Annotated in this window: 28 protein-coding genes, 1 tRNA gene and 1 other RNA gene; 17 read left to right on the forward strand and 13 right to left on the reverse strand. The window is 65.8% G+C overall.

What is annotated here, in order from left to right:
* Positions 1-2 precede the first annotated feature (2 nt).
* Entirely contained in the window at positions 3-614 is a 612-nt protein-coding gene (gene rpsD / locus FG91_RS00300) for a 30S ribosomal protein S4 (RefSeq protein ID WP_037510385.1), read from the reverse strand.
* A gap of 201 nt (positions 615-815) precedes the next feature.
* Here rpsD and FG91_RS00305 point away from each other — a divergent pair, with 201 nt between their 5' ends.
* On the forward strand, positions 816-1,130 hold the full coding sequence (locus FG91_RS00305; protein WP_037510387.1) for a chorismate mutase: 315 nt from the start codon (positions 816-818) through the stop codon (positions 1,128-1,130).
* A 9-nt stretch (positions 1,131-1,139) separates the two neighbouring features.
* Here the strand turns inward: FG91_RS00305 and FG91_RS21940 are convergent, their stop codons facing one another.
* The 8 genes from FG91_RS21940 to rpiB form a co-directional block, all read right to left on the reverse strand.
* Positions 1,140-1,316 (reverse strand): hypothetical protein, encoded by a 177-nt coding sequence (locus FG91_RS21940; RefSeq protein ID WP_161785604.1) that lies wholly within the window; start codon positions 1,314-1,316, stop codon positions 1,140-1,142.
* A 195-nt stretch (positions 1,317-1,511) separates the two neighbouring features.
* The gene (locus FG91_RS00310; protein ID WP_152567947.1) at positions 1,512-1,802 is read right to left on the reverse strand and encodes a hypothetical protein; all 291 of its coding nucleotides are present in this window, start codon (positions 1,800-1,802) and stop codon (positions 1,512-1,514) included.
* 22 nt (positions 1,803-1,824) lie between these two features.
* On the reverse strand, positions 1,825-2,058 hold the full coding sequence (locus FG91_RS00315; protein WP_037510392.1) for a hypothetical protein: 234 nt from the start codon (positions 2,056-2,058) through the stop codon (positions 1,825-1,827).
* 31 nt (positions 2,059-2,089) lie between these two features.
* Positions 2,090-2,818 carry an RNA methyltransferase gene (locus FG91_RS00320; protein WP_037510396.1) on the reverse strand — a complete coding sequence of 243 codons (729 nt, stop codon included), beginning with the start codon at positions 2,816-2,818 and terminating at the stop codon, positions 2,090-2,092.
* Positions 2,815-3,282: a transcriptional regulator NrdR gene (gene nrdR, locus FG91_RS00325; protein ID WP_037510398.1), complete on the reverse strand. Its 468-nt coding sequence runs from the start codon at positions 3,280-3,282 to the stop codon at positions 2,815-2,817. The genes FG91_RS00320 and nrdR overlap by 4 nt, the downstream gene beginning before the upstream one ends.
* Before the next feature lie 3 nt (positions 3,283-3,285).
* On the reverse strand, positions 3,286-3,504 hold the full coding sequence (locus FG91_RS00330) for a hypothetical protein (protein WP_037510401.1): 219 nt from the start codon (positions 3,502-3,504) through the stop codon (positions 3,286-3,288).
* A gap of 5 nt (positions 3,505-3,509) precedes the next feature.
* Positions 3,510-4,817, reverse strand: coding sequence for a serine hydroxymethyltransferase (gene glyA, locus FG91_RS00335; protein WP_037510404.1), 1,308 nt, complete (start codon positions 4,815-4,817; stop codon positions 3,510-3,512).
* Positions 4,814-5,266 carry a ribose 5-phosphate isomerase B gene (rpiB, locus tag FG91_RS00340; RefSeq protein ID WP_037510407.1) on the reverse strand — a complete coding sequence of 151 codons (453 nt, stop codon included), beginning with the start codon at positions 5,264-5,266 and terminating at the stop codon, positions 4,814-4,816. Before rpiB ends, glyA begins: the two co-directional genes overlap by 4 nt.
* A 112-nt stretch (positions 5,267-5,378) precedes the next feature.
* Between rpiB and FG91_RS22150 the strand changes: the two genes are divergently transcribed.
* A complete protein-coding gene (locus FG91_RS22150; RefSeq protein ID WP_162835105.1) occupies positions 5,379-5,543 on the forward strand; it encodes a hypothetical protein in 165 nt (54 codons plus the stop codon).
* Positions 5,544-5,643: 100 nt separating this feature from the next.
* Here the strand turns inward: FG91_RS22150 and FG91_RS00345 are convergent, their stop codons facing one another.
* Positions 5,644-6,300 (reverse strand): alpha/beta hydrolase, encoded by a 657-nt coding sequence (locus tag FG91_RS00345; RefSeq protein ID WP_037510410.1) that lies wholly within the window; start codon positions 6,298-6,300, stop codon positions 5,644-5,646.
* A gap of 140 nt (positions 6,301-6,440) precedes the next feature.
* Here FG91_RS00345 and FG91_RS00350 point away from each other — a divergent pair, with 140 nt between their 5' ends.
* From FG91_RS00350 to FG91_RS00395, 11 genes are all read left to right on the forward strand, one after another.
* Entirely contained in the window at positions 6,441-7,532 is a 1,092-nt protein-coding gene (locus FG91_RS00350) for a cysteine desulfurase family protein (protein WP_037510413.1), read from the forward strand.
* Positions 7,529-7,867, forward strand: a complete 339-nt coding sequence (locus tag FG91_RS00355) for a 2Fe-2S iron-sulfur cluster-binding protein (protein ID WP_152567959.1) — start codon at positions 7,529-7,531, stop codon at positions 7,865-7,867. Before FG91_RS00350 ends, FG91_RS00355 begins: the two co-directional genes overlap by 4 nt.
* Before the next feature lie 48 nt (positions 7,868-7,915).
* Positions 7,916-8,013, forward strand: an RNA gene (gene ffs / locus FG91_RS21205) — signal recognition particle sRNA small type.
* A 43-nt stretch (positions 8,014-8,056) separates the two neighbouring features.
* The gene (locus tag FG91_RS00360) at positions 8,057-9,775 is read left to right on the forward strand and encodes a DNA polymerase III subunit gamma/tau (protein ID WP_081940339.1); all 1,719 of its coding nucleotides are present in this window, start codon (positions 8,057-8,059) and stop codon (positions 9,773-9,775) included.
* A complete protein-coding gene (locus FG91_RS00365) occupies positions 9,772-10,107 on the forward strand; it encodes a YbaB/EbfC family nucleoid-associated protein (RefSeq protein WP_037510420.1) in 336 nt (111 codons plus the stop codon). Before FG91_RS00360 ends, FG91_RS00365 begins: the two co-directional genes overlap by 4 nt.
* A 135-nt stretch (positions 10,108-10,242) precedes the next feature.
* On the forward strand, positions 10,243-12,639 hold the full coding sequence (lon, locus tag FG91_RS00370) for an endopeptidase La (protein ID WP_037510423.1): 2,397 nt from the start codon (positions 10,243-10,245) through the stop codon (positions 12,637-12,639).
* A gap of 172 nt (positions 12,640-12,811) precedes the next feature.
* Positions 12,812-13,084 (forward strand): HU family DNA-binding protein, encoded by a 273-nt coding sequence (locus tag FG91_RS00375; protein ID WP_037510426.1) that lies wholly within the window; start codon positions 12,812-12,814, stop codon positions 13,082-13,084.
* Positions 13,085-13,268: 184 nt separating this feature from the next.
* Positions 13,269-13,343, forward strand: a tRNA-Val gene (locus FG91_RS00380).
* Between the two features lie 87 nt (positions 13,344-13,430).
* Positions 13,431-13,739: a hypothetical protein gene (locus FG91_RS00385; protein WP_037510427.1), complete on the forward strand. Its 309-nt coding sequence runs from the start codon at positions 13,431-13,433 to the stop codon at positions 13,737-13,739.
* Between the two features lie 114 nt (positions 13,740-13,853).
* Entirely contained in the window at positions 13,854-14,516 is a 663-nt protein-coding gene (locus FG91_RS00390) for a response regulator transcription factor (RefSeq protein WP_037510428.1), read from the forward strand.
* Between the two features lie 105 nt (positions 14,517-14,621).
* Positions 14,622-15,926: a sensor histidine kinase gene (locus FG91_RS00395; protein WP_037511009.1), complete on the forward strand. Its 1,305-nt coding sequence runs from the start codon at positions 14,622-14,624 to the stop codon at positions 15,924-15,926.
* A gap of 183 nt (positions 15,927-16,109) precedes the next feature.
* Here FG91_RS00395 and FG91_RS00400 read toward each other — a convergent pair whose 3' ends face one another.
* Entirely contained in the window at positions 16,110-16,805 is a 696-nt protein-coding gene (locus FG91_RS00400; protein WP_037510430.1) for a glutathione S-transferase N-terminal domain-containing protein, read from the reverse strand.
* Positions 16,802-17,089, reverse strand: coding sequence for a chorismate mutase (locus tag FG91_RS00405; RefSeq protein WP_037510432.1), 288 nt, complete (start codon positions 17,087-17,089; stop codon positions 16,802-16,804). The genes FG91_RS00400 and FG91_RS00405 overlap by 4 nt, the downstream gene beginning before the upstream one ends.
* Before the next feature lie 108 nt (positions 17,090-17,197).
* On the opposite strand from FG91_RS00405, the gene FG91_RS00410 reads away from it, so the two are divergent.
* The 4 genes from FG91_RS00410 to FG91_RS00425 all read left to right on the forward strand — a co-directional run bounded on the left by FG91_RS00410 (position 17,198) and on the right by FG91_RS00425 (position 21,415).
* Positions 17,198-18,211, forward strand: a complete 1,014-nt coding sequence (locus FG91_RS00410) for a polyprenyl synthetase family protein (protein ID WP_037510438.1) — start codon at positions 17,198-17,200, stop codon at positions 18,209-18,211.
* Positions 18,212-18,221: 10 nt separating this feature from the next.
* A complete protein-coding gene (locus tag FG91_RS00415) occupies positions 18,222-18,608 on the forward strand; it encodes a DUF1801 domain-containing protein (RefSeq protein ID WP_037510440.1) in 387 nt (128 codons plus the stop codon).
* Positions 18,608-21,070 (forward strand): ATP-dependent helicase HrpB, encoded by a 2,463-nt coding sequence (gene hrpB, locus FG91_RS00420; RefSeq protein ID WP_037511013.1) that lies wholly within the window; start codon positions 18,608-18,610, stop codon positions 21,068-21,070. The genes FG91_RS00415 and hrpB overlap by 1 nt, the downstream gene beginning before the upstream one ends.
* 66 nt (positions 21,071-21,136) lie before the next feature.
* A complete protein-coding gene (locus tag FG91_RS00425; protein ID WP_037510442.1) occupies positions 21,137-21,415 on the forward strand; it encodes an ETC complex I subunit in 279 nt (92 codons plus the stop codon).
* A gap of 81 nt (positions 21,416-21,496) precedes the next feature.
* Here FG91_RS00425 and FG91_RS00430 read toward each other — a convergent pair whose 3' ends face one another.
* Positions 21,497-21,715, reverse strand: a complete 219-nt coding sequence (locus tag FG91_RS00430) for a DUF4170 domain-containing protein (protein WP_037510444.1) — start codon at positions 21,713-21,715, stop codon at positions 21,497-21,499.
* Between the last annotated feature and the right edge of the window lie 17 nt (positions 21,716-21,732).

Consider the following 21,732-nt stretch of genomic DNA (forward strand, 5'->3'; position numbering starts at 1 on the left):
GATCAGCGCGAATAGAATTCGACGACCAGGTTCGGTTCCATCTTCACCGGATAGGGCACTTCGTCGAGCGTCGGAACGCGGACGTAGGTCGACTTGGTGCCGTCAACCGACAGATATTCGGGCAGGTCGCGCTCGGGCAGGCTCTGCGCTTCGGCGACCAGCGCCATTTCCTGCGCCTTCTTGCCGAGGGTGACTTCGTCGCCCGGCTTCACGAGGCGGCTGGCGACGTTGCACTTCACGCCGTTCACATAGACGTGACCGTGGCTGACGAGCTGACGCGCCGAGAAGATCGTCGGGGTGAACTTCGAGCGGTAGACAACGGCGTCGAGGCGGCGCTCGAGCAGGCCGATCAGGTTCTGGCCGGTGTCGCCCTTCATGCGCGACGCTTCGAAATAGTTCTTCTTGAACTGCTTTTCGGTGATGTCGCCGTAATAGCCCTTCAGCTTCTGCTTCGCGCGGAGCTGGATGCCGAAGTCCGACATCTTGCCCTTGCGGCGCTGACCGTGCTGGCCGGGGCCATATTCGCGGCGGTTGACGGGGCTCTTCGGGCGACCCCAGATGTTTTCACCCATCCGGCGGTCGAGTTTATACTTGGCGCTCTGGCGCTTCGACATATGTCGTCTCCAATATGCTGTGTGCCGAAGGATTTCGGCGGTTCCCGGGTCGCACCATATGAGCCAATGCCATATGCGACCGCCGCTTCACCGGGGTGCGGGGTCCATTGCGAAGGCGCGCGGTTAGACGGGGGGACGCGTAAAGTCAAGCATCAAGCCACCCGCTCGACAGCGGCGAAAAAGCCGCTAAAGGCAGCGCGCATGACGTCCGCGAAACTTCCCGAACAGTGCGAAACGATGATCGATGTCCGCGCCGGGGTCGATCAGGTCGATCGCGAACTCGTCGCGCTGCTCGTCCGCCGTTTCGGCTATATGGACGCTGCGGCGCGCATCAAGGCCGACCGGGGCGCCGTTCGCGACGAAGCCCGCAAGGCCCAGGTGCTCGACAATGTCGCGCGCGAAGCCGAAGCCGCCGGACTGGAACCCGCGCGACTTCGCGCCGTGTGGAACGAACTGGTCGAACAATCGATCGCCTATGAGGCGACCCAGTGGGACCGCCTGCGCGCCGATAGCTGACCGCCGGGCTTAGTTGGTGCTGCCGCCCGCGGGCTGCGCGACGACAGCCTGCACCGCTTCTTCCTTCGGCTTTGCGGGTTCGACGACCGTGCGGCACACGCGCTTTGGCACCGTGCTGCCGGTGACTTCGACCTTTTCGCAAACCTTCTTGGGTTTGGCCGGCTTTGCAGGCGAATCCGCGGCCACGGTCGGCGACGTTGCTGCAAGGGCCAGGGAAAGTATCGCAGAGATCATAACAATATTCGCTCCTTGGAGGGGTGTGGCTTCCTAGGGATATTTCCCGCAATAGCCAAGGGGTTGTCGAAACCACACTCTCCTTGTCTTGGCGTAATCGCCAAGCACCCGTTCGACCGGTGCCTCGGAAACGCCGACCAGCGGCATTTATTTCTCGTTGCTCAGCCTCTTGCTGATGCTGTCTGCCTGGCGATCCCAGTCTTCCTGCGTGCGGCATTCGCGTTCGGGCAGACGGCTGCCAGTGTCGGCCAGGCGGCGGCAAATCAGCTTCGGCTTGGCTTTTGCGGGTTTGGCAGCAGTTTCGGTCGCCGGCTGAGTGTTCGCCGTATCGGCTCCGGCCGCCGCGAGGGCGAGCGAAAGCAATAGACTTATCATGAAATCAAACTCCTGGGGGATTGTCACCGGGTCGTCACGGCAAGGTGAGCGATGAATTGACATGCAGCATGCCAAATATCGATTGTCAATTCTTGTATTGATCCATCCACTTACCGGTCTCGTCGGCCCGGCGGTCCCATTGCTCCTGGGTGCGGCATTCGCGCTGGGGGAGCCGGCTGCCGGTGTAGATGATGGTACGACAGATCGGTTTCGGCCCGGCTTTTCTTTCGGGCGCGGGGATGGTTTCGGGCCTCTGCTCGCTGGTCTTCGCCTCGGGAGCGGTGACCGAAAGGGCGAGGGAAATCAGCAAAAAGGACATCGAGCGGTCACCAGCAAGGAATGTGCCTTCGTTATCCGGCCCTGGGCTTCCTGCCAAGTGCGGTCACGATGCCGTGCATCATCCTGATATCATTGTGCGACCACCCCGTCTTGGTCAGCGCGGTGCGCAAGGTGCGCAGCGTCGCCTCGGTGCGCTCGGGCGGAACGAAATAACCGCTCGCATCGAGATCGCGCGTGAGATGTTCGATCAGTTGTTCGAGCTCGCCATGCGGTGCGGGCGGATCGAGCGGCACCTCGGGCGGGCTCGTGAGTGCGACGCCTTTCGACCATTCATAGGCAAGCAGGATGACCGCTTGCGCGAGGTTGAGCGACGCGAATTTGGGGTTGATCGGCACTGTGACGATCGCGTGCGCGAGCGCGACATCGTCGGTTTCGAGCCCCGAGCGTTCGGCACCGAACACATAGGCCGAGCGGCCCGCGCTGGCATGAACTTCGCGCGCCGCCGCTTCGGGGGTCAGCACGGGCTTCATCACGCCGCGCTTGCGCACCGTGGTGGCATAGATGGTGGTGCAGTCGGCGACCGCATCGGCGAGGCTGTCGAACACCTTCGCCTCGGCGAGCACGATGTCGGCGCCCGCCGATGCCGGACCGGCGTCGGGATTGGGCCAGCCATCGCGCGGGGTGACGAGGCGCAGTTCGGTCAGCCCGAAATTAAGCATCGCGCGCGCCGCTTTGCCGATATTCTCACCAAGCTGCGGACGGACGAGGACGATGACAGGGGGCGGGGCGGCCGCGCTCATTTGATCGGCCGCGCCGCCTCGGTGACCGAGGAGGCGAATTCCTCGAAGTCCTTCGCTTCGGTAAATTCGCGGTAGACGCTGGCGAAGCGGATATAGGCGACGCTGTCGAAGCCTTTCAGCGCTTCCATCACCATGCCGCCGATCTGCTGCGCCTGCACTTCGCTCTCGCCCGAGGTCTCGAGCTGGCGCTGGATTCCCGACACCAGCCGTTCGATGCGCGCGCCGTCGATCGGGCGCTTGCGGCACGCGATCTGGATGCTGCGCATCAGTTTTTCGCGATCGAAGGGTTCGCGGCGGCCGTCGGCCTTGGTGACCCCGACTTCGCGAAGCTGGATGCGTTCAAAGGTTGTGAAGCGCGCGCCGCAATCCTCGCACTGGCGACGGCGGCGAATCGCGGCGCCGTCCTCGGTCGGACGGCTGTCCTTCACCTGGCTGTCTTCATGGCCGCAATAGGGGCAGCGCATCGGTTAACGCTTCACCCGCATGACGAGCGCGATCAGGGCGCCCGCGAACAGGCCGACCGGCCAGGTGATCGCGTCGAGCATCAGTCCGATCGCGCCGCCGACCGCGCCCCCGATCAGCACCGGACGCGTCGAGGGATGGGCCAGGCCTTGCCTGCCCATCGCCTTGACCTCTTCGATCGAGAGTTCGACCAGCGTCGGTTCCTCGGGGTGCTGCCGCGCCATTGCCCTTATCCCTGATAGATAGGGAAGCGTTCGCACAGCGCGCGGACGCGGCCCCGTACGTTCGCTTCGACATCGGCGTCGCCATGCTCGCCCTTGTCGCGCAGCGCCTCAAGCACATCGGCAACCATATCGCCGATTTCCTCGAACTCGGCGATGCCGAAGCCGCGCGTCGTGCCCGCGGGCGATCCGACGCGGATGCCGCTGGTCTTGACCGGCGGCAGCGGGTCGAAGGGGATGCCGTTCTTGTTGCAGGTGATCGCGCTGCGTTCGAGCGCCTCGTCGGCGTCGCGGCCGGTGACGCCGAGCGGGCGCAGGTCGATCAGCGCGAGGTGCGTGTCGGTGCCGCCCGCGACGACGTCGGCGCCGCGGTCCTTGAGCCGGTTCGCGAGCGCCTGCGCATTGGCGATCGTCGCCTTCGCATAATCCTTGAACTCGGGACGCAGCGCTTCGCCGAACGCCACGGCCTTGGCGGCGATGACGTGCATCAGCGGGCCGCCCTGCAGGCCGGGGAAGACCGCCGAGTTGATGCGCTTGGCGATCGCTTCATCATTGGTCAGGATCATGCCGCCGCGCGGGCCGCGCAGCGTCTTGTGCGTCGTCGTGGTGACGACATGCGCATGTTCCATCGGCGAAGGGTGTGCACCGCCGGCGACGAGGCCCGCGAAATGCGCCATGTCGACCATCAGCAGCGCGCCGACATCGTCGGCGATCTTGCGGAAGCGCGCGAAATCGAGCGTGCGCGGATAGGCCGAGCCGCCCGCGATGATCAGCGCGGGGCGATGTTCCTTCGCGAGGGCCTCGACCTGGTCGAAATCGACGAGATGGTCGTCGGCGCGCACGCCGTACTGCACCGCGTTGAACCATTTGCCCGACATCGCGGGCGGCGCGCCGTGGGTCAGGTGACCGCCGGCGTCGAGGCTCATGCCGAGGATCGTCGCGCCGGGCTTGGTCAGCGCCAGCATCACCGCGCCGTTCGCCTGTGCGCCCGAATGCGGCTGGACGTTGGCATAGCCGCAATCGAACAGCTGCTTCGCGCGGTCGATCGCGAGCGTCTCGACCTCGTCCGACGGCGCGCAGCCCTGATAATAGCGGCGGCCGGGATAGCCTTCGGCATATTTGTTGGTGAAGACGCTGCCCTGGGCTTCGAGCACCGCCTTCGAGACGATATTCTCCGACGCGATCAGCTCGATCTGATACTGCTCGCGTTTGAGCTCATGCTTCATCGCCGCCGCGACCGCGGGGTCGACGGTGCCGACGCCGTCGGTGAAATAGCCGGCCGACTTGATGGGCTTGGCGAGCGTGTCTGTGGTCATCGGCTGGTCTCCAGTTGGGGCGGGTTGGATAGCTTGTCGACGCGGCGCGCGTGGCGGTCGCCGGCGAATTCGGTGGTGAGGAAGGCGTCGAGGCACGCCTTGGCCATGTCGATGCCGGTCAGGCGCGCGCCCATCGCGATGACGTTCGCGTCATTATGTTCGCGCGACAGCTTCGCCGACAGCGGTTCGCCGACCAGCGCGCAGCGCGCCGCCGGGTTGCGGTTGACCGAAATCGAAATGCCGATGCCCGATCCGCAGAGGGCCACGCCGCGTTCCGCGCGGCCGTCGGCGATGGCTTGGCCAAGGGCGTAGCCGAAATCGGGATAATCGACGCTGTCCGGGCCGTTGGTGCCGAGATCCTCGACTTCGTGGCCGGCTTCGCGAAGCCAGTCGGCGAGAGCGGCTTTCAGCTCCCAGGCGGCGTGGTCAGAGGCTATTGCAATGCGCATGATGCGGCTCCCGCGGGGCGATAGGGAATCGATGAGCGCCCTTTAGGCGAAGCGGCGCGGATTGGCCATAAGCGAGGTGGCAAATTTGTGACGGTGCCGATAAAGCCGCCCCATGTCCGACACGATCATGTCCGTCCTGATGCTGACCGGCGTCCTTTTGACCGGCGGCGCCGTCTATGTTTTTCGCAAGGGTGACCGTCGCCGCGCGCTGCTGATGCTGATCGCGGCGCTGGTGATGTTCGCGAATGTCGCGATCTGGCTGGTGCCGGTGAAATAGCGCGCGTCGCCCCCGCGGAGGCGGGGGCCGTTGTCGGTCTTGTCCGGCATCGCCGCGTAAACCGCCAGCGGCCCCCGCCTTCGCGGGGGCGACGGTAGCCTCAGCGGATCGGCGAATCCGGCGCGAGCCGCATATCCAGATAGTTATCGAGCGACTTCATCAACTGGTCGAGTTCATGCTCGAAGAAGTGGTTCGCGCGCGGGATCTCGTCGTGATGGATCGTGATGCCCTTTTGGGTGCGCAGCTTGTCGACCAGCTTCTGCACCGCGCTCGGCGGAACGATCTCGTCCTGACCGCCCGCAACGATGATGCCCGACGAGGGGCAGGGCGCAAGGAAGCTGAAGTCGTACATGTTCGCCGGCGGCGCGACCGACAGGAAGCCGCGGATTTCGGGGCGGCGCATGAGCAGCTGCATGCCGATCCACGCGCCGAAGCTGAAGCCTGCGATCCACGTGGTCTGCGCCTCGGGATGGATCGACTGAACCCAGTCGAGCGCCGAGGCAGCATCGCTCAGCTCGCCAATGCCGTTGTCGAACGTCCCCTGGCTGCGGCCGACGCCGCGGAAGTTGAAGCGCAGCACGGCGAAACCGCGCGCGACGAAGCTCTTGTACATCGCCTGCGTGATGCGGTCGTTCATCGTGCCGCCGCCCTGCGGATGCGGGTGGAGGATCAGCGCGACCGGCGCGCGCGGGCGCGGCGGGGGCGAGAAACGGCCTTCGATGCGGCCTTCGGGGCCGGGGAAAATCACGTCGGGCATGGGAGCACCTCTTATCTTTTATGGCTGGCCGCCGAATCGCCGGGCTGGCAGGGTGGCGGAGCGAAGATGGCGCCTATATAGAAATTGCGTAGCATGTTGCAACTTTTGCGAATCGCTCGCAATAAGGATCTGTCCGCCGGATGATTTACCTCGATTACCAAGCCACGACGCCGCTCGCTCCCGAGGCGCGCGAGGCGATGCTGCGCTGGCTCGAAGGGCCGGGTGAGGGCGACGGATTCGCGAACCCGTCGAGTACGCACAAGGGCGGGCGCGCTGCCGCCGCCGCGGTCGAGGTCGCGCGCGATCAGGTCGCCGCGCTGCTGCCCAAGGGCGGGCGTATCTTCTTCACATCGGGCGCGACCGAGGCGCTCAACTGGGCGCTGCTGCGCGGTGCTGAAACGAAGCCGGGCGGCGTCGCGGGGCTCAGCATCGAACATGCGGCCTCGCTGCAATGCCTCGAGCGGCTGAACGCAAATATCCTCCCGGTTGATGGTAAGGGGCTGGCTCTGCCGCCCGACGATGCGTCGATCCCCGAAAACGGCATCGTTGCGACGATGCTCGTGAACAACGAGGTCGGCACCATCCAGCCGGTCGCCGATTTCGCCGCCGCCGCGCATGCGAAGAACAGCCTGCTGCTCTGCGACGCGGTACAAGGCTATGGCCGCGTCGCAATTCCCGAAAGCGCCGACCTGATCGCGTTATCGGCGCACAAGATCCACGGGCCCAAGGGCATCGGCGCGCTGTGGATCAAGGACGGCGTCGACCTGCCGCCATTGATGTTCGGCGGCGCGCAGGAACAAGGGATGCGCTCGGGCACCGTCTCGCCCGCGCTCTGCGCCGGCTTCGGCGCCGCGGCGGCGCTCGCGGCCGAACGCTTCGAAGCCGACGCCGAACATGTCGAGCGCCTCTGGTCGCTCGCACTCGATATGCTCCCCGAATGGACGATCAACGGCGATGCCGCGCAGCGCTATCACGGCAATCTCAACGTTCGGCGCGAAGGCGTGAACGGCCTCCGCCTACTGTCCGACGCGCGCGAAATCGCCTTTTCGCTCGGCAGCGCGTGCGGCAGCGGCTCGGGCAAGGTCAGCCATGTGCTGCGCGCGATGGGTGTCAGCGAAACCGACGCGCGCGCCTCGATTCGCCTCGGCTGGGGCCGCTACACGAGCGAGCAGGACCTGCGCGACGGCCTCGATGCGATCAAAGTCGCCGCGCGGCTGCAGGGTGTAAACTGATGCGCGTCACCTTCATCCACGCCGACGGCAAGGCGCGCACCGAGGCCGAGGCCGAGCCCGGCTCGATCCTGCTCGACGTCGCGCAGGCGCATTTGATGCCGCTCGAAGGCACGTGCGAGGGCCAGATGGCCTGCTCGACCTGCCACGTCATCGTTACCAAAGAAGACTTCGACCGCCTGCCACCCGCGAGCGAGATGGAGGAGGATATGCTCGACCTCGCCGCCGGGGTGCGGCGGACGAGCCGCCTGTCATGCCAGATCGTGCTCACCGCGGAACTCGATGGGCTCACCGTTCACATCCCACCCGAAAGCCGGAACATGCAGGGGCCGCGCTGACCGCTGACTGCTGCGCTTGCATTTCGCTGCATCCGCCGCCATATGCGCCGCGGGAGTCGGGCGGACGCAGTCTTCGCCAACCCGGTCAGGTCCGGAAGGAAGCAGCCGCAACGAATTCGCTGCGGGTCGTTCCGGCTCCCACCCATTTCCCCCTTCGACAAGACCGCGGCGCGCCCCTAAGACGGGGCCATGAGCGATTCCGCCGACGACGAAACCCCGATGCTGGGAATGGACCTGCCCGAGACGGCGCCGCAGCCGTCATCGGGGCCGTACCGCGTCCTTGCCCGCAAATACCGCCCGCAAACCTTTGCCGAGCTGATCGGGCAGGATGCGATGGTCCGCACGCTCGGCAATGCGATCGCGCGCGACCGGCTGGCGCATGCGTTCCTGATGACCGGCGTGCGCGGGGTCGGCAAGACGTCGACCGCGCGCCTGATCGCCAAGGCGCTCAACTGCATCGGCCCCGACGGGCAGGGCGGGCCGACGATCGATCCGTGCGGCGTGTGCGAACCCTGCCGCGCGATCACCGAAGGGCGCCATATCGACGTCATCGAAATGGACGCCGCGTCGAACACCGGCGTCGACGATGTGCGCGAGATTATCGAGGCGGTGCGCTACGCCGCCGTCTCGGCGCGCTACAAAATCTACATCATCGACGAAGTGCACATGTTGTCGCGTAACGCCTTCAACGCGCTTCTGAAAACGCTCGAAGAACCGCCGCCGCACGTCAAATTCCTGTTCGCGACCACCGAGGTCAACAAGGTGCCGGTGACGGTGTTGTCGCGCTGCCAGCGTTTCGACCTCCGCCGCATCACCCCCGACATGCTCTTCGCGCATTTCAGTTCGATCCTGCAGAAAGAGGGCGTCGAGGCCGAGGCGCCCGCGATCTGGCTGATCGCTAACGCCGCCGAAGGATCGGTGCGCGACGGGCTGTCGATCCTCGACCAGGCGATCGCGCACGCCGACCTCGATGGTGGCGGGAAGATCAGCGCCGATCAGGTGCGCGTGATGCTCGGCCTCTCCGACCGCTCGGCGATCGGGCAGCTGATGGCGACGATCCTCGAGGGCGATGCCGGTGGTGCGATCGATCTGGCGCGCGCGCAATATGCGCTCGGTATCGAGCCGGTCGCGATGGTGCGCGGGCTGATGGACCTCACGCATGCGATCACGCTCGCCAAAGTGTCGCGCCACGACGATCCGGCGCTGGCCGAAGCCGACCGCGAACGCATCGGCGACTGGGCGCAAAAGCTCGGTTTTGCGCCGCTCAACCGGCTGTGGCAATTGCTGCTCAAGGGGCATGACGAGGTGCTGCGCGCGAACAATCCGCTCGAACATCTCGAAATGCTGCTGCTGCGCGTGATTTACGCCGCGTCGATGCCCGACCCGGGCGAGCTTGCGAAACTGCTCGAAAAAGGCGGCGTGCCCGCGACGCCGATGGTCGCGCCGGCGGCGCCCGCGGCGCAGGAAAATACCGCGGCCGAATCCGTCGCCACGGCCGACAGTCCCCCAACCACAAGTGCCGAGTCTCCCGCGTCGGCGCTGACCGTGGCGCAGATCCACCAGCTCCTCGAAAGTACGGGAAATCATCGGCTTGCGGTCGATGTCTACGATCATCTGCGAATCATCACCCTCGAACCCGGCAATCTCGTTTTCGCACCCGTGGCGGCGCTCGGCGCGTCGTTCGCGCGCGACTTGGGCGAGGCGCTGCTCGCGCAGACCGGCAGCCGCTGGCAGGTGCGGGAAGGCGAAGGCGGGGGACGGCCGAGCCTTGGCCAGATCCGCGCCGCAACGCTGGCCGACAATGACGCGCGAATCCGCGAATTACCTGTGGTGAAGGCCGCTTTGGCCGCTTTTCCCGACGCGAAACTTGAACCTTCCGGCGACAATCGCCATAAGTCGAACCCATGAAATCGATCGAAGAAATGATGAAGGCGGCGCAGGAAGCGGCTGCCACGGTGCAGGCGCAGATGCAGGAGGCGCAGGCGAAGCTCGACAGCGTCGAGGTCGAAGGCGTCTCGGGCGGCGGTCTGGTGCGGATTCGTGCGAGCGCCAAGGGCCGCATCAAGGAAATATCGATCGACGACAGCCTGATCGTGCCCGCCGACAAACAGATGCTCGAAGACCTGCTCGCCGCCGCGTTCAACGACGCGCGCGAAAAGGCCGATGCGGCGAGTAACGAAGAAATGGGCAAGATGACGAGCGGCCTGCCGCTCCCCCCGGGCTTCAAGCTGCCGTTTTGAGCCGGCCCCAAATCCCTCTGGGCCCCGCTGTTCAGCACAGCGACATTGAATGCGTGCCAAGTTACGCCATATTAGCGAAGAACCACCTATAAGAAGGGCGGTGCGCCCGGTCGCGGGGCCCGTCCAGGAGCCGTAATGACGCAATCTTATCCTCTTCTTCCGCTTCGTGACATCGTCGTTTTCCCGCACATGATCGTGCCGCTGTTCGTCGGCCGCGACCGTTCGGTCGCCGCGCTCGAAACCGCGATGGAAAGCGACAAGGAGATCTTCCTCGTCGCGCAGCTCGATCCGGGCGAGGACGATCCGCAGCGCGACGATCTCTACGACGTCGGCGTGATCGCCACCGTGCTCCAGCTGCTGAAGCTGCCCGACGGCACCGTTCGTGTGCTCGTCGAAGGCAAGGAGCGCGCGAAGCTGCTCGCGCTCACCAACGAAGACAAGGCCGTGATGGCGAGCGTGAAGCCGGTCGGCGACACCGTCGATGACAGCGTCGACACCGCCGCGCTGATGCGCTCGGTCGTCGACCAGTTCGAAAATTACGCCAAGCTCAACAAGAAGATGCCCGCCGAAACCGCGGTGCAGCTGTCGCAGATCGAGGACGCCTCGCGCCTCGCCGATTCGGTCGCGGGCAATCTCAACATCAAGGTCTCCGACAAGCAGGCGTTGCTCGTCGAGGATGCGCCGTCGAAGCGGCTCGAAATGGTCTTCGCCTTCATGGAAGGCGAGCTTGGCGTGCTTCAGGTCGAAAAGAAGATCCGCGGCCGCGTGAAGCGCCAGATGGAAAAGAGCCAGCGCGAATATTATCTCAACGAACAGTTGAAGGCGATCCAGCGCGAGCTCGGCAACGACAATGGCGAGGGCGGCGACGACCTCGCCGAACTGCAGCTCAAGATCGACAGCCTCAAAATGTCGAAGGAAGCCAAGGCCAAGGCGCAGGCTGAAATGAAAAAGCTGCGTGCGATGGCGCCGATGTCGGCCGAGGCGACCGTTGTCCGCAACTATCTCGACACGCTGATCGGCCTGCCGTGGGGCAAGAAATCGAAGCTCAAGAAGGACATCGCGAAGGCGCAGGAAGTCCTCGACGACGACCATTATGCGCTCGAAAAGGTCAAGGACCGGATCGTCGAATATCTGGCGGTCCAGGCGCGCACCAACAAGCTGAAGGGGCCGATCCTCTGCCTCGTCGGTCCTCCGGGCGTCGGCAAGACCAGCCTCGGCAAGTCGATCGCCAAGGCGACCGGGCGCGAGTTCATTCGCCAGTCCCTGGGCGGCGTGCGCGACGAGGCCGAAATCCGCGGCCACCGCCGTACCTATATCGGCTCGCTGCCGGGCAAGATCGTGACGAACCTCAAAAAGGCCGGCACGATGAACCCGCTGTTCCTGCTCGACGAGATCGACAAGCTCGGCCAGGATTTCCGTGGCGATCCGGCGTCGGCGCTGCTCGAGGTGCTCGACCCCGAACAGAATGGCAAATTCCAGGACCATTATCTGGAAGTCGACGTCGACCTCAGCGACATCATGTTCGTCACCACCGCGAACTCGCTCAACCTGCCGCAGGCGCTGCTCGACCGCATGGAGATCATCCGGCTCGAAGGCTATACCGAGGACGAAAAGGTCGAGATCGCCAAGCTGCACCTGATCGCGAAGCAGGTCGAGGCGCACGGCCTGAAGGCCGGCGAATTCGAGCTGACCGAAGAGGGCCTCCGTGACCTGATCCGCTATTACACCCGCGAAGCCGGCGTTCGTACGCTCGAACGCGAGATTGCGCGTCTGGCGCGCAAGGCGCTGCGCCGCATCCTCGAGGGCAAGGCCGAAAGCGTCACCGTGACGCCCGACAATCTTTCCGAATTCGCGGGCGTGCGCAAATTCCGCCACGGCATGGGCGATCTGGAGGATCAGGTCGGCGCCGTCACGGGGCTGGCATGGACCGAGGTCGGCGGCGAATTGCTGACGATCGAAGCCGTGACCGCGTCGGGCAAGGGTCAGGTCCGCACCACCGGCAAGCTCGGCGAAGTGATGACCGAATCGGTGCAGGCGGCGCTGTCGTTCGTGAAGGCGCGCGCGCCGGCCTATGGCATCAAGCCCAGCCTGTTCGCGCGCAAGGACATCCACATCCACTTGCCCGAAGGTGCGGTGCCGAAGGACGGCCCGTCGGCGGGTGTCGGCATGGTCACCGCGATGATTTCGACGCTGACCGGGATCGCGGTGCGCCGCGATGTCGCGATGACCGGCGAAGTCACGCTGCGTGGCCGCGTGCTGGCGATCGGGGGCTTGAAGGAAAAGCTTCTCGCGGCACTCCGCGGCGGGATCAAGACCGTGCTGATCCCCGAAGAGAATGAGAAGGACCTTGTTGAAATCCCGGCGAATATCACGAGCGGGCTGAAGATTATCCCGGTCAGCCACGTCGATCAGGTGCTGGCCGAAGCGCTGGTGTCGCCCGTCGTCCCGATCGAATGGACCGAGGCCGACGAACTTGCCGCGTCGCCACCGGTTCCCTCGGGCGCCGACCCCGAAACGACGATTCGACACTAAGTTATCGCCGCCTGACGGCAATTCGCCCCAAATTCGTCGCAAAATCGACGTTTTGGGGCGTTTTGCGCCCTTTTTTACTTTGACAAGACAGGGCGAAACATCGTTAGTGACGCGCCATGGCTTCGGGCCATGAGAATCATTTAACCAACCATAATGCAGGGGTTCCTTAGGCATGAACAAACAAGACCTGATCGCCGCCGTCGCTGACTCGAGCGGCCTGACCAAGGGTGACGCGAGCAAAGCGGTTGAAGCCGTGTTCGACGCGATCACCGGTTCGCTGAAGAAGGGCGGCGAAGTCCGTCTCGTCGGCTTCGGCACCTTCGCAGTCAGCAAGCGCAAGGCATCGACCGGCCGCAACCCGCGCACCGGCGAAACGATGACCATCGCGGCGTCGAACCAGCCGAAGTTCAAGGCCGGCAAGGCCCTCAAGGACGCCGTCAACTAAGTTGACAGGCACCTTCTGGTGAAACCATCTCGGGCCGTGGCGCAAGCTGCGGCCCGATTTGTATCTGCCGGGTGGGATCCATGCGGTTTGTGCGTGAAGATTGAGCAAATGCCCGTTGCAATCACCGTCGCAGCGGCTATGGACGTCCAGCTTTCGGACGACGGGCCATTGGTCCGCCCCGATCGGGCGCGTAGCTCAGCGGTAGAGCACACCCTTCACACGGGTGGGGTCACAGGTTCAATCCCTGTCGCGCCCACCATGGCTTCCCGGCCATGGCAGGAACCGAAACCGGAGCTGACCCGGCCATTCATCGCCTATTCAATGCTTTCGCGTTAGAGAAACGGCCATGATCCGTACACTGACCCTCTCCCTCATCTCCGCGCTGCTGCTCTCGGCGGGCGCGCCTGCGGCCGCGCGCGGCAACCGCGACCAGGACAATCTGCGCGAAGCCGCGGCACAGGGACAGGTTATCCCGCTCAATAAGCTGATCGCCGACGTCCGTTCGCGCCCGCCCTATAATGACATGACCTATCTCGGCGGCCCGCAGTTCGATGCGGGGCGGATGATCTACGCCCTGAAATTCATGGACGGCAGCCAGGTGGTCGTCGTCTATGTCGACGCCCGCACCGGCCGGATCGTGGGACGCAAACCCTGACATTCCCGTGAACCGACGTTTCGTCGCAACGAGATTTTGCGATGATCGTTCGGACTTGATACACAGTCGAAACATGCGGCCGGGTTGCCCGGTGCGCAACGGAAAGGCGCCTGAATGCGGATTTTGATTGTCGAAGACGAACCCACGCTGGGCCCGCAGCTGAAGGCGACGCTGGAGGGCGCCGGCTATGCCGTCGACCTCGCGACCGATGGCGAGGACGGCCACTTCCTCGGCTCGACCGAAAATTACGACGCCGCGATCCTCGACCTCGGCCTGCCCGAAATCGACGGGCTCACCGTGCTCGACCGCTGGCGCCGCGAAAAGCGCAACTTCCCGGTGCTCGTCCTGACGGCGCGCGACAGCTGGTCCGACAAGGTGGCGGGGCTCGACGCGGGCGCCGACGACTATCTCGCCAAGCCGTTCCAGACCGAAGAGCTGATCGCCCGCCTGCGCGCGCTGATCCGCCGCGCCGCGGGCAATGCATCGAGCGAGCTCACGGCGGGGCCGGTGCGCCTCGACACGCGCTCGGGCCGCGTCACCCTCGCCGGTGAGCCGGTGAAGCTGACCGCGCAGGAATATAAGCTGCTGTCGTACCTGCTCCATCACAAGGGCAAGGTCGTGTCGCGCACCGAGCTGATCGAACATATTTACGATCAGGATTTCGACCGCGATTCGAACACGATCGAGGTGTTCGTGACGCGCATCCGCAAGAAATTGGGTGCCGATATCATCACGACGATCCGCGGCCTCGGCTACCAGCTCGACGATCCGCAGTAAGCCGTGAGCGAGGCCGACGTCGCCCCGGCGGTCGTAGAGGACCCGGACGCGGCGGAAAAACCGGCGGCGCTGACCAGCCGCATCACCGGCTCGCTCGCACGCCGCATGATCGCGATCGCGGCGCTATGGATTTCGGTGCTGCTGATCGGCGGCGGCTTTGCGCTCGACCGCGTGCTGACCGGGGCGATCACGCGCAACTTCGATTCGAGCCTCGAATATGTGCTGATCGCGATGATCCGCTCGTCGGAGATCGGTCCCGATGGCGAAGTGCGGCTGGTCGAACCGCTTGGCGACCAGCGTTTCCTCGAACCGTATAGCGGGCTCTATTGGCAGATCAGCGGCGGCAATCAGGAACCCTATCGCTCGCGCTCGCTGTGGGAACGCTCGCTGAAGGCGCCGACGCCGCATGTCGACAACCATATCCACATGTACGACAGCACCCAGTTTCCCGACGAGGAACTGCGCGTGCTCGAACGCAACGTCATCCTGCCGGGCAGCAAGACCAACTGGCGGTTCCAGATCGCCCAGTCGCGCGAGGCGCTCGACACCCAGAATCGCGCGGTGCGCGCCACGCTGATTCCCAGCCTTGCGCTGCTCGGGCTCGGGCTCATCATCCTCGCCGCGCTCCAGACCTTCTACGGCCTATGGCCGCTGCGGCATATCCGCCGCGCGATCGCGGCGATGCGCGGCGGGCAGAACCGCCGCGTCGACGCGCCGTTGCCGCTCGAGGTGCAGCCGATGGTCGACGAACTCAACGCGCTGCTCGCGCACAATGAGAAGCAGGCCGAGGAAGCGCGCCTCCACGCGGGCAATCTCGCGCATGCGTTGAAAACACCGCTTACCGTCCTCGTCAACAGCGCGACGAGCTCGGATTCCGAACTCGCCGAAACGGTGCGGCGCGAGGCCGCGACGATGCAGCGGCAGGTCGACCACCACCTCGCCCGCGCGCGCGCGGTCGGCCGGCGCGGCGCGGCGCAGGCGCGGGCGACCGTCTGGGACAGCGTGGGCAGCGTGTCGCGCGCGGTCGCCGCGCTATATCCCGATGCGCGGCTCGATGCGGCGGGCGACAAGACCGTCGTCGTGCGGGTCGAGCGGCAGGATCTCGACGAGCTCGTCGGAAACCTGCTCGAAAATGCGGCCAAATATGGCGGCGGCAGCGGTTTCGTTACAATTCAGCGCGACGGCGCGATGGCGGAAATCCTGATCGAGGACGATGGCGCGGGCATTTTGCCCGCCGACCGCGACCGCGTCATCGATCGCGGCGTCCGCCTCGACAGCGGCAAGCCGGGCACCGGGCTGGGGCTCGCGATCGTGCGCGACGTCGCCGAAATCTATGGCGGGAGTATCGCGCTTGAGGAGAGCGAGGATCTCGGCGGGTTGCTGGTGCGGCTGAGGTTGCCGGCGGCGTAGCTGGACGGTCCGCTTTGGGGCGGAGAGCGGATGTTGCTCTATCTCCCTTCGTCATCCCGGACTTGATCCGGGATCCCGCTTTTTTACGCGTCGACTGGCTTCGGCCTCAAGCTGGACCCCGGATCACGTCCGGGGTGACGATGAAGGAGAGTGTTCGCTTCCGGTCGTTAGTACCGGTCGCTTTTACGCCGCGGTCACTTCCAGCCCGCGCTGTACGGCGGGGCGAGCGAGGCCCGCATCGAGCCAGCGCTGGACATGACCGAACCGGTCGAAACCGACGATCTCGGCAGCATCGTAGAAGCCGATCAAATTGCGGACCCAGCCGAGCAATGAAATATCGGCGATGCTATAGTCGTCGCCCATAACCCACGTCCGCTCGGCGAGCCGTCCGTCGAGCACGCCGAGCAGTCGCGCGGATTCGGCCGCGTAGCGGTCGCGCGGGCGCTTGTCCTCATAGTCGCGGCCGGCGAATTTGTGGAAGAAGCCGAGCTGGCCGAACATCGGGCCGACGCCGCCCATCTGCCACATCACCCACTGGATCGTTTCATAACGCTCCGCCGGATCGGCCGAAAGAAACAGCCCGCTCTTGTCGGCGAGGTAGATCAGGATCGCGCCCGATTCGAACAGCGCGAGCGGCTTTCCGCCCGGGCCGTTCGGATCGTAGATCGCCGGAATCTTGCCATTGGGGTTGAGCGCGAGGAACGCCGGATCGTGGCTCTCGTTCGCCATGATGTCGATCCGGTGCGGTTCGTAAGCGAGGCCGGTTTCCTCGAGCATGATCCCGACCTTTACGCCGTTCGGCGTCGGCGCCGAGAAAAGCTGGATCCGGTCGCGGTACTGCGCCGGCCAGCGGGCGAATATCGGATGGTCGATGCTCACGCGCTCTGCTCGCGCTTGGCTTGCTGGTGATGGCGGATCACTTCGTCGATGATGAAGCGCAGGAATTTCTCGGTAAAATCGGGGTCGAGGTCGGCGTCGCGGGCAAGGCTGCGCAGCCGTTCGATCTGCCGTTCCTCGCGGCCCGGATCGGCGGGGGGCAGGCCCTCGCGCGCCTTAAGCTCGCCGACCGCCTTGGTCACCTTGAACCGTTCGGCGAGCATATAGACGAGCGCCGCGTCGATATTGTCGATGCTCTGGCGGTAACGGCTCAGTTGGTCGTCCATGGGTGCGCGATTCCTCTCTTCTCGGGCACGCTTGGCACCGGGCGGGGCTTCAAAGCAAGCCGAAAGTCGTTGCAAAATCGTGACTGCGGCGCCAAGGCTCGCCGCGTTATGACTGCGGAAATCCATCAGCTCCACGGCGACCGGCCGCCCTCGCTCGACCCGATGATGGCGCTCGTCGCCGCCGACATGAACGAGGTGAATTCGGTCATCCTCGACCGGATGCAGTCAGAAGTGCCGCTGATCCCCGAACTCGCGGGTCATCTGATCGCGGGCGGCGGCAAGCGGATGCGCCCGATGCTCACGCTCGCGTGCGGCAAGCTGCTCGACTATCCGGGGCGCCGCCACTGCAAGCTCGCCGCCGCGGTCGAATTCATCCACACCGCGACCCTGCTCCACGACGATGTCGTCGACAAATCGGACCTCCGCCGCGGGCGCAAGACCGCGAACCTCATCTGGGGCAACAGCGCTTCGGTGCTCGTCGGCGATTTCCTGTTCAGCCGCGCGTTCGAGGTGATGGTCGAGGACGGCTCGCTGAAGGTGCTAAAGATCCTGTCGCGTGCGTCGGCAGTGATCGCCGAGGGCGAGGTCAACCAGCTCTCAGCGCAGCGCCGGATCGAGACGAGCGAAGACCAGTATCTCGCGATCATCAACGCCAAGACCGCCGAGTTGTTCGCCGCCGCGTGCAAGATCGCCGCGGTCGTCGCCGAGCGCGACGAGGCGACCGAAGCGGCGCTCGACGCCTATGGCCGCAACCTCGGGATCGCCTTCCAGCTCGTCGACGATGCGATCGACTATGTTTCGGACGCTGAAACGATGGGTAAGGGGGTCGGCGACGATTTTCGCGACGGCAAGGTGACCTTGCCCGTCATCCTCGCCTATGCGCGCGGATCGGCCGAGGAGCGCGAGTTCTGGAAGCTCGCGATCACCGGCCACAAGACGTCGGACGAGGATCTCGCCTACGCGACGAGCCTGCTTCACAAGCATGACGCGATCGCCGATACGCTTGCACGCGCGCGCCACTACGGCCAGCGTGCCGTCGATGCGATCGGGGGGTTCAGCGCCAGCCAGGCGAAGTCGGCGTTGACCGAAGCGGTCGCCTTCGCGGTCGCGCGCGCTTATTGAGGCGGCGGCGATGGCGATGATGGGCCCAGCGGCGGAAAGCCCCGACGCCTATATCGCCGCGCTGTCGGGCTGGCAGCGCGAACGCTGCGAAATGATGCGCGCCGCGATCATGGCTGCGGCGCCGTTCGACGAAACCATCAAATGGACCAACCTCGTCTTCATCGCGAACGGTCCGTGCATCCTGATCCGCGCCGAGGAGCATCGCGTGCTGCTGGGCTTCTGGCGCGGCAAGCGGCTGCGCGAGGTCGATTCCCGGATCAAGGCGAGCGGCAAATATGAACTGGGCAATCTGGTGATGGCCGCTGCGACGGAGGTGACGGCCGAACAGGTCGCGAAGCTCGCCGCCGAGGCGTTCCGTCTCAATATCGAACTGGGCAATCCTGCGGCGCGAACATGATGCAGGTGCTGCCGATCGATGCCGTGCTGCCCGATATCATGGCGGCGCTGCTACTGAAGCCTAACGCCGTCGTCGTGGCGCCGCCCGGCGCGGGCAAGACGACGCGCGTGGCGCCCGCGATCCTCGATCAGCCCTGGTGCAAGGGAGCGGTGTGGCTGCTGTCGCCCCGCCGGCTCGCGGCGCGCGGCGCGGCCGAGCGGATCGCCGAGGAAATGGGCGAGGCGGTCGGTGGCACGGTTGGCTATGCGACCCGGCTCGATAGCAAGCAGTCGGCGGCGACGCGGCTGCTTGTGATGACGCCGGGCCTGTTCCGTAACCGCATCCTCGCCGACCCCGAACTGCAGGGCGTGTCGGCGGTGCTCTTCGACGAGGTTCACGAACGCAGTCTCGACGGCGATTTCGCGCTCGCGCTCGCCATTGACGCGCAGCAGGGCCTGCGCGACGACCTCCGCCTCGTCGCGATGTCGGCAACGCTCGACGGCGCGCGCTTCGGCGCCTTGCTCGGCAACGCCCCCGTCGTGAAGAGCGAAGGCAAGATCTGGCCGCTCGACCTGCGTCATATCGGCCGCCGCGCCGAGGACCGGCTCGAGGCGTCGGTGCTCGGCGCGGTGCGGCAGGCGCTGGCCGACGAAGCTGAGGGCGACATGCTCGCCTTTCTGCCCGGCGCCGCCGACATCGAACGCGCCGCGACCGCGGTCGAGGACGCGCGGCTGCCGCTCGCGGTCCACCGCCTGCACGGCCAGATCGACCCGGCGCTGCAACGCAAGGCGCTTGTTCGAGATGCCGACGGACGGCGCAAGCTGATCCTCGCGACGAGCATCGCCGAAACCAGCCTGACGATCGATGGGGTGCGTATCGTGATCGACGCCGGGCTGTCGCGCCGCCCGCGCTTCGACAAGGCGGCGGGCATCGCGCGGCTCGTCACCGAACGTGCGAGCCAGGCGTCGGCAACGCAGCGCGCCGGCCGCGCGGCGCGGCAGGGGCCGGGCGTTGCCTATCGTCTGTGGGAGGCCGCGGCGACCGCGGGCATGCCGCCGTTCGATCCGCCCGAAATTCACGAGAATGACCTGATGCCCGTCGTGCTCGACTGCGCGAGCTGGGGCATTATCGACCCGCGCCAATTGGGCTGGCTCGACCCGCCATCGCCCGCTGCGATTTCAGAGGCGAAGACGCGTTTGCAGGCGATCGGTGCGCTGGCTGGCGACGGCCGCATCACCGCGCACGGCAAGGCGCTCGCCGCGATCCCGCTGCCGGTGCCGCTCGCGCATATGCTGCTCGACGCGGCGCGCGCGGGCGAGGCCGAGATGGCGGGGCGGCTCGCGGTGCTGCTCACCGAGCCGGGGCTCGGCGGGCGCGGCGTCGATGTCGAGGCGCGGCTGGGGCGCTGGCGCGGGCAGCGCAACGAAAGGTCCGAGGGCGCGTGGCGGCTCGCGCGGCGGCTTGCGACGATCGGCGAGAAGCTGGCGGCCGGGACCGACGATGCCGAACCGCGCTCGATCGGCGGCTGGATCGCGACCGCCTGGCCCGACCGCGTCGCGCGGCAGCGGGCGGGGCAGCGCGGCGAATATCTGAGCGTTGGCGGCCGCGCCTATCGCATCGACGCGGTCGACCCGCTCGCGGGCAGCGAATGGCTCGCGATCGCCGATGCGCAGGGGCATGCAGCGGGCGTGCGCATCCTCGCCGCCGCGCCGATCGAACAGGCCGAGGTCGAAGCGCTCTTTGCTGACCGCATTATTGCGCATTCGGCGAGCAGCTACGATAGCGCGAACGACCGTGTCGATCATCGCCGCGAACGACGGCTCGGCGCGATTGCGCTGACGAGCGGGCAGGCGGGGCGCAGCGAAAATGCCGAGGACGATATCGCGGTGCGCATGGCGGCCGTGCGCGGCAAAGGGCTGGGGCTGATCGGCTGGGGACCGGCGGCGCAGGCGCTGCGCCAGCGCGCCTCCTATGCGGGGATCGATGCGCTATCGACGGGCGCGCTCGCCGACAGCCTAGAACTCTGGCTCGAACCGTTGCTCGCGGGGTGTCGCGGGCTTCGCGACATCGGCGACCGCAAGCTGGCTGATGCGCTGATGGCAACGCTCGATTGGCCGGCGCGCCAGCTACTCGAGAAGCACGCACCCGCCGACTATACGACCCCCGTCGGCAGCCGGCATTCGATCGACTATGGCGCCGACGGCGGGCCGACGGTCAGCGTACGCGTGCAGGAGCTGTTCGGGCTCGCGCGCCATCCGACGATCGGCGATCCGCCGGTGCCGCTCGTACTCGCGCTCACGTCGCCCGCGCACCGCCCGATCCAGACGACGCGCGACCTCGTCTCCTTCTGGAGCGGCAGCTGGCACGATGTGGCGCGCGAGATGCGCGGGCGCTATCCCAAGCACAGCTGGCCCGACGATCCGGCGAACGCGCGGCCAAGCTTGATGACCAAAGCGGCGCAGGCGCGGCGCGATGCGCAATAGGCCTCTTTTCGTGTGCGCCGCTTGGCGCTAAGGCGGCGGCACAGGCACCAGTACAGGACGACCCCAATGAAAGCGCGTATCTTCCAGAAGCCCAAGAATGCCATGCAGTCGGGGCGTGCCGGGACGCAGCGCTGGATGCTGGAATTCGCCCCCGCCGAGGCGCGCAAGGCCGATCCGCTGATGGGCTGGGCGGGCAGCGGCGACACGCAGCGGCAGCTTCGCCTTGGTTTCGCGAGCCAGGAAGAGGCGGTGGCCTATGCCGAGAAGAATGGCATCGAGGTCGAGATCACCGCGACCCCCGAGCGCCGCTTGAAGATTCAGGCTTACGCCGACAATTTCCGGTAATCACGTCATCCCAGCGAACGCTGGGATCGCAGGCGCTATGCCTGAACGATAGCGGCCCCAGCTTTCGCTGGGGCGACTTTTTCAGGCTTCGGCGTCCGGCTGCAACAATTTGTGCAGGTGGACGACGACATATTTCATTTCGGCATCGTCGACCGTGCGCTGCGCTGCGCTGCGCCACGCCTTTTCGGCCGACTTGTAATCGGGGTAGAGGCCGACGACGTCGAGATTGTGCAGGTCGGTGAAGTCGAGACCCTGCGGATCGGCGACGCGTCCGCCGAACACGAGATGCAATTTGCTCATGGCTGCTTTCCTTGCGG

Source organism: Sphingopyxis sp. LC81, assembly GCF_000756375.1.
GTDB lineage: Bacteria > Pseudomonadota > Alphaproteobacteria > Sphingomonadales > Sphingomonadaceae > Sphingopyxis.

Coding starts and splice junctions, on each gene's coding strand:
- rpiB (WP_037510407.1), bottom strand. CDS start 5,266: ATGCGCATTGCAATAGCCTCTGACCACGCCGCCTGGGAGCTGAAAGCC.
- FG91_RS00365 (WP_037510420.1), top strand. CDS start 9,772: ATGAAATCGATCGAAGAAATGATGAAGGCGGCGCAGGAAGCGGCTGCC.
- FG91_RS22150 (WP_162835105.1), top strand. CDS start 5,379: ATGTCCGACACGATCATGTCCGTCCTGATGCTGACCGGCGTCCTTTTG.
- FG91_RS00415 (WP_037510440.1), top strand. CDS start 18,222: ATGGCGATGATGGGCCCAGCGGCGGAAAGCCCCGACGCCTATATCGCC.
- nrdR (WP_037510398.1), bottom strand. CDS start 3,282: ATGCGCTGCCCCTATTGCGGCCATGAAGACAGCCAGGTGAAGGACAGC.
- FG91_RS00385 (WP_037510427.1), top strand. CDS start 13,431: ATGATCCGTACACTGACCCTCTCCCTCATCTCCGCGCTGCTGCTCTCG.
- FG91_RS00410 (WP_037510438.1), top strand. CDS start 17,198: ATGACTGCGGAAATCCATCAGCTCCACGGCGACCGGCCGCCCTCGCTC.
- FG91_RS00350 (WP_037510413.1), top strand. CDS start 6,441: ATGATTTACCTCGATTACCAAGCCACGACGCCGCTCGCTCCCGAGGCG.
- FG91_RS00395 (WP_037511009.1), top strand. CDS start 14,622: ATGATCGCGATCGCGGCGCTATGGATTTCGGTGCTGCTGATCGGCGGC.
- FG91_RS00430 (WP_037510444.1), bottom strand. CDS start 21,715: ATGAGCAAATTGCATCTCGTGTTCGGCGGACGCGTCGCCGATCCGCAG.
- FG91_RS00310 (WP_152567947.1), bottom strand. CDS start 1,802: ATGTCAATTCATCGCTCACCTTGCCGTGACGACCCGGTGACAATCCCC.
- FG91_RS00360 (WP_081940339.1), top strand. CDS start 8,057: ATGAGCGATTCCGCCGACGACGAAACCCCGATGCTGGGAATGGACCTG.
- FG91_RS00345 (WP_037510410.1), bottom strand. CDS start 6,300: ATGCCCGACGTGATTTTCCCCGGCCCCGAAGGCCGCATCGAAGGCCGT.
- FG91_RS00390 (WP_037510428.1), top strand. CDS start 13,854: ATGCGGATTTTGATTGTCGAAGACGAACCCACGCTGGGCCCGCAGCTG.
- lon (WP_037510423.1), top strand. CDS start 10,243: ATGACGCAATCTTATCCTCTTCTTCCGCTTCGTGACATCGTCGTTTTC.
- FG91_RS00405 (WP_037510432.1), bottom strand. CDS start 17,089: ATGGACGACCAACTGAGCCGTTACCGCCAGAGCATCGACAATATCGAC.
- FG91_RS00375 (WP_037510426.1), top strand. CDS start 12,812: ATGAACAAACAAGACCTGATCGCCGCCGTCGCTGACTCGAGCGGCCTG.
- hrpB (WP_037511013.1), top strand. CDS start 18,608: ATGCAGGTGCTGCCGATCGATGCCGTGCTGCCCGATATCATGGCGGCG.
- FG91_RS00305 (WP_037510387.1), top strand. CDS start 816: ATGACGTCCGCGAAACTTCCCGAACAGTGCGAAACGATGATCGATGTC.
- FG91_RS00320 (WP_037510396.1), bottom strand. CDS start 2,818: ATGAGCGCGGCCGCCCCGCCCCCTGTCATCGTCCTCGTCCGTCCGCAG.
- FG91_RS00425 (WP_037510442.1), top strand. CDS start 21,137: ATGAAAGCGCGTATCTTCCAGAAGCCCAAGAATGCCATGCAGTCGGGG.
- FG91_RS00330 (WP_037510401.1), bottom strand. CDS start 3,504: ATGGCGCGGCAGCACCCCGAGGAACCGACGCTGGTCGAACTCTCGATC.
- rpsD (WP_037510385.1), bottom strand. CDS start 614: ATGTCGAAGCGCCAGAGCGCCAAGTATAAACTCGACCGCCGGATGGGT.
- glyA (WP_037510404.1), bottom strand. CDS start 4,817: ATGACCACAGACACGCTCGCCAAGCCCATCAAGTCGGCCGGCTATTTC.
- FG91_RS00315 (WP_037510392.1), bottom strand. CDS start 2,058: ATGTCCTTTTTGCTGATTTCCCTCGCCCTTTCGGTCACCGCTCCCGAG.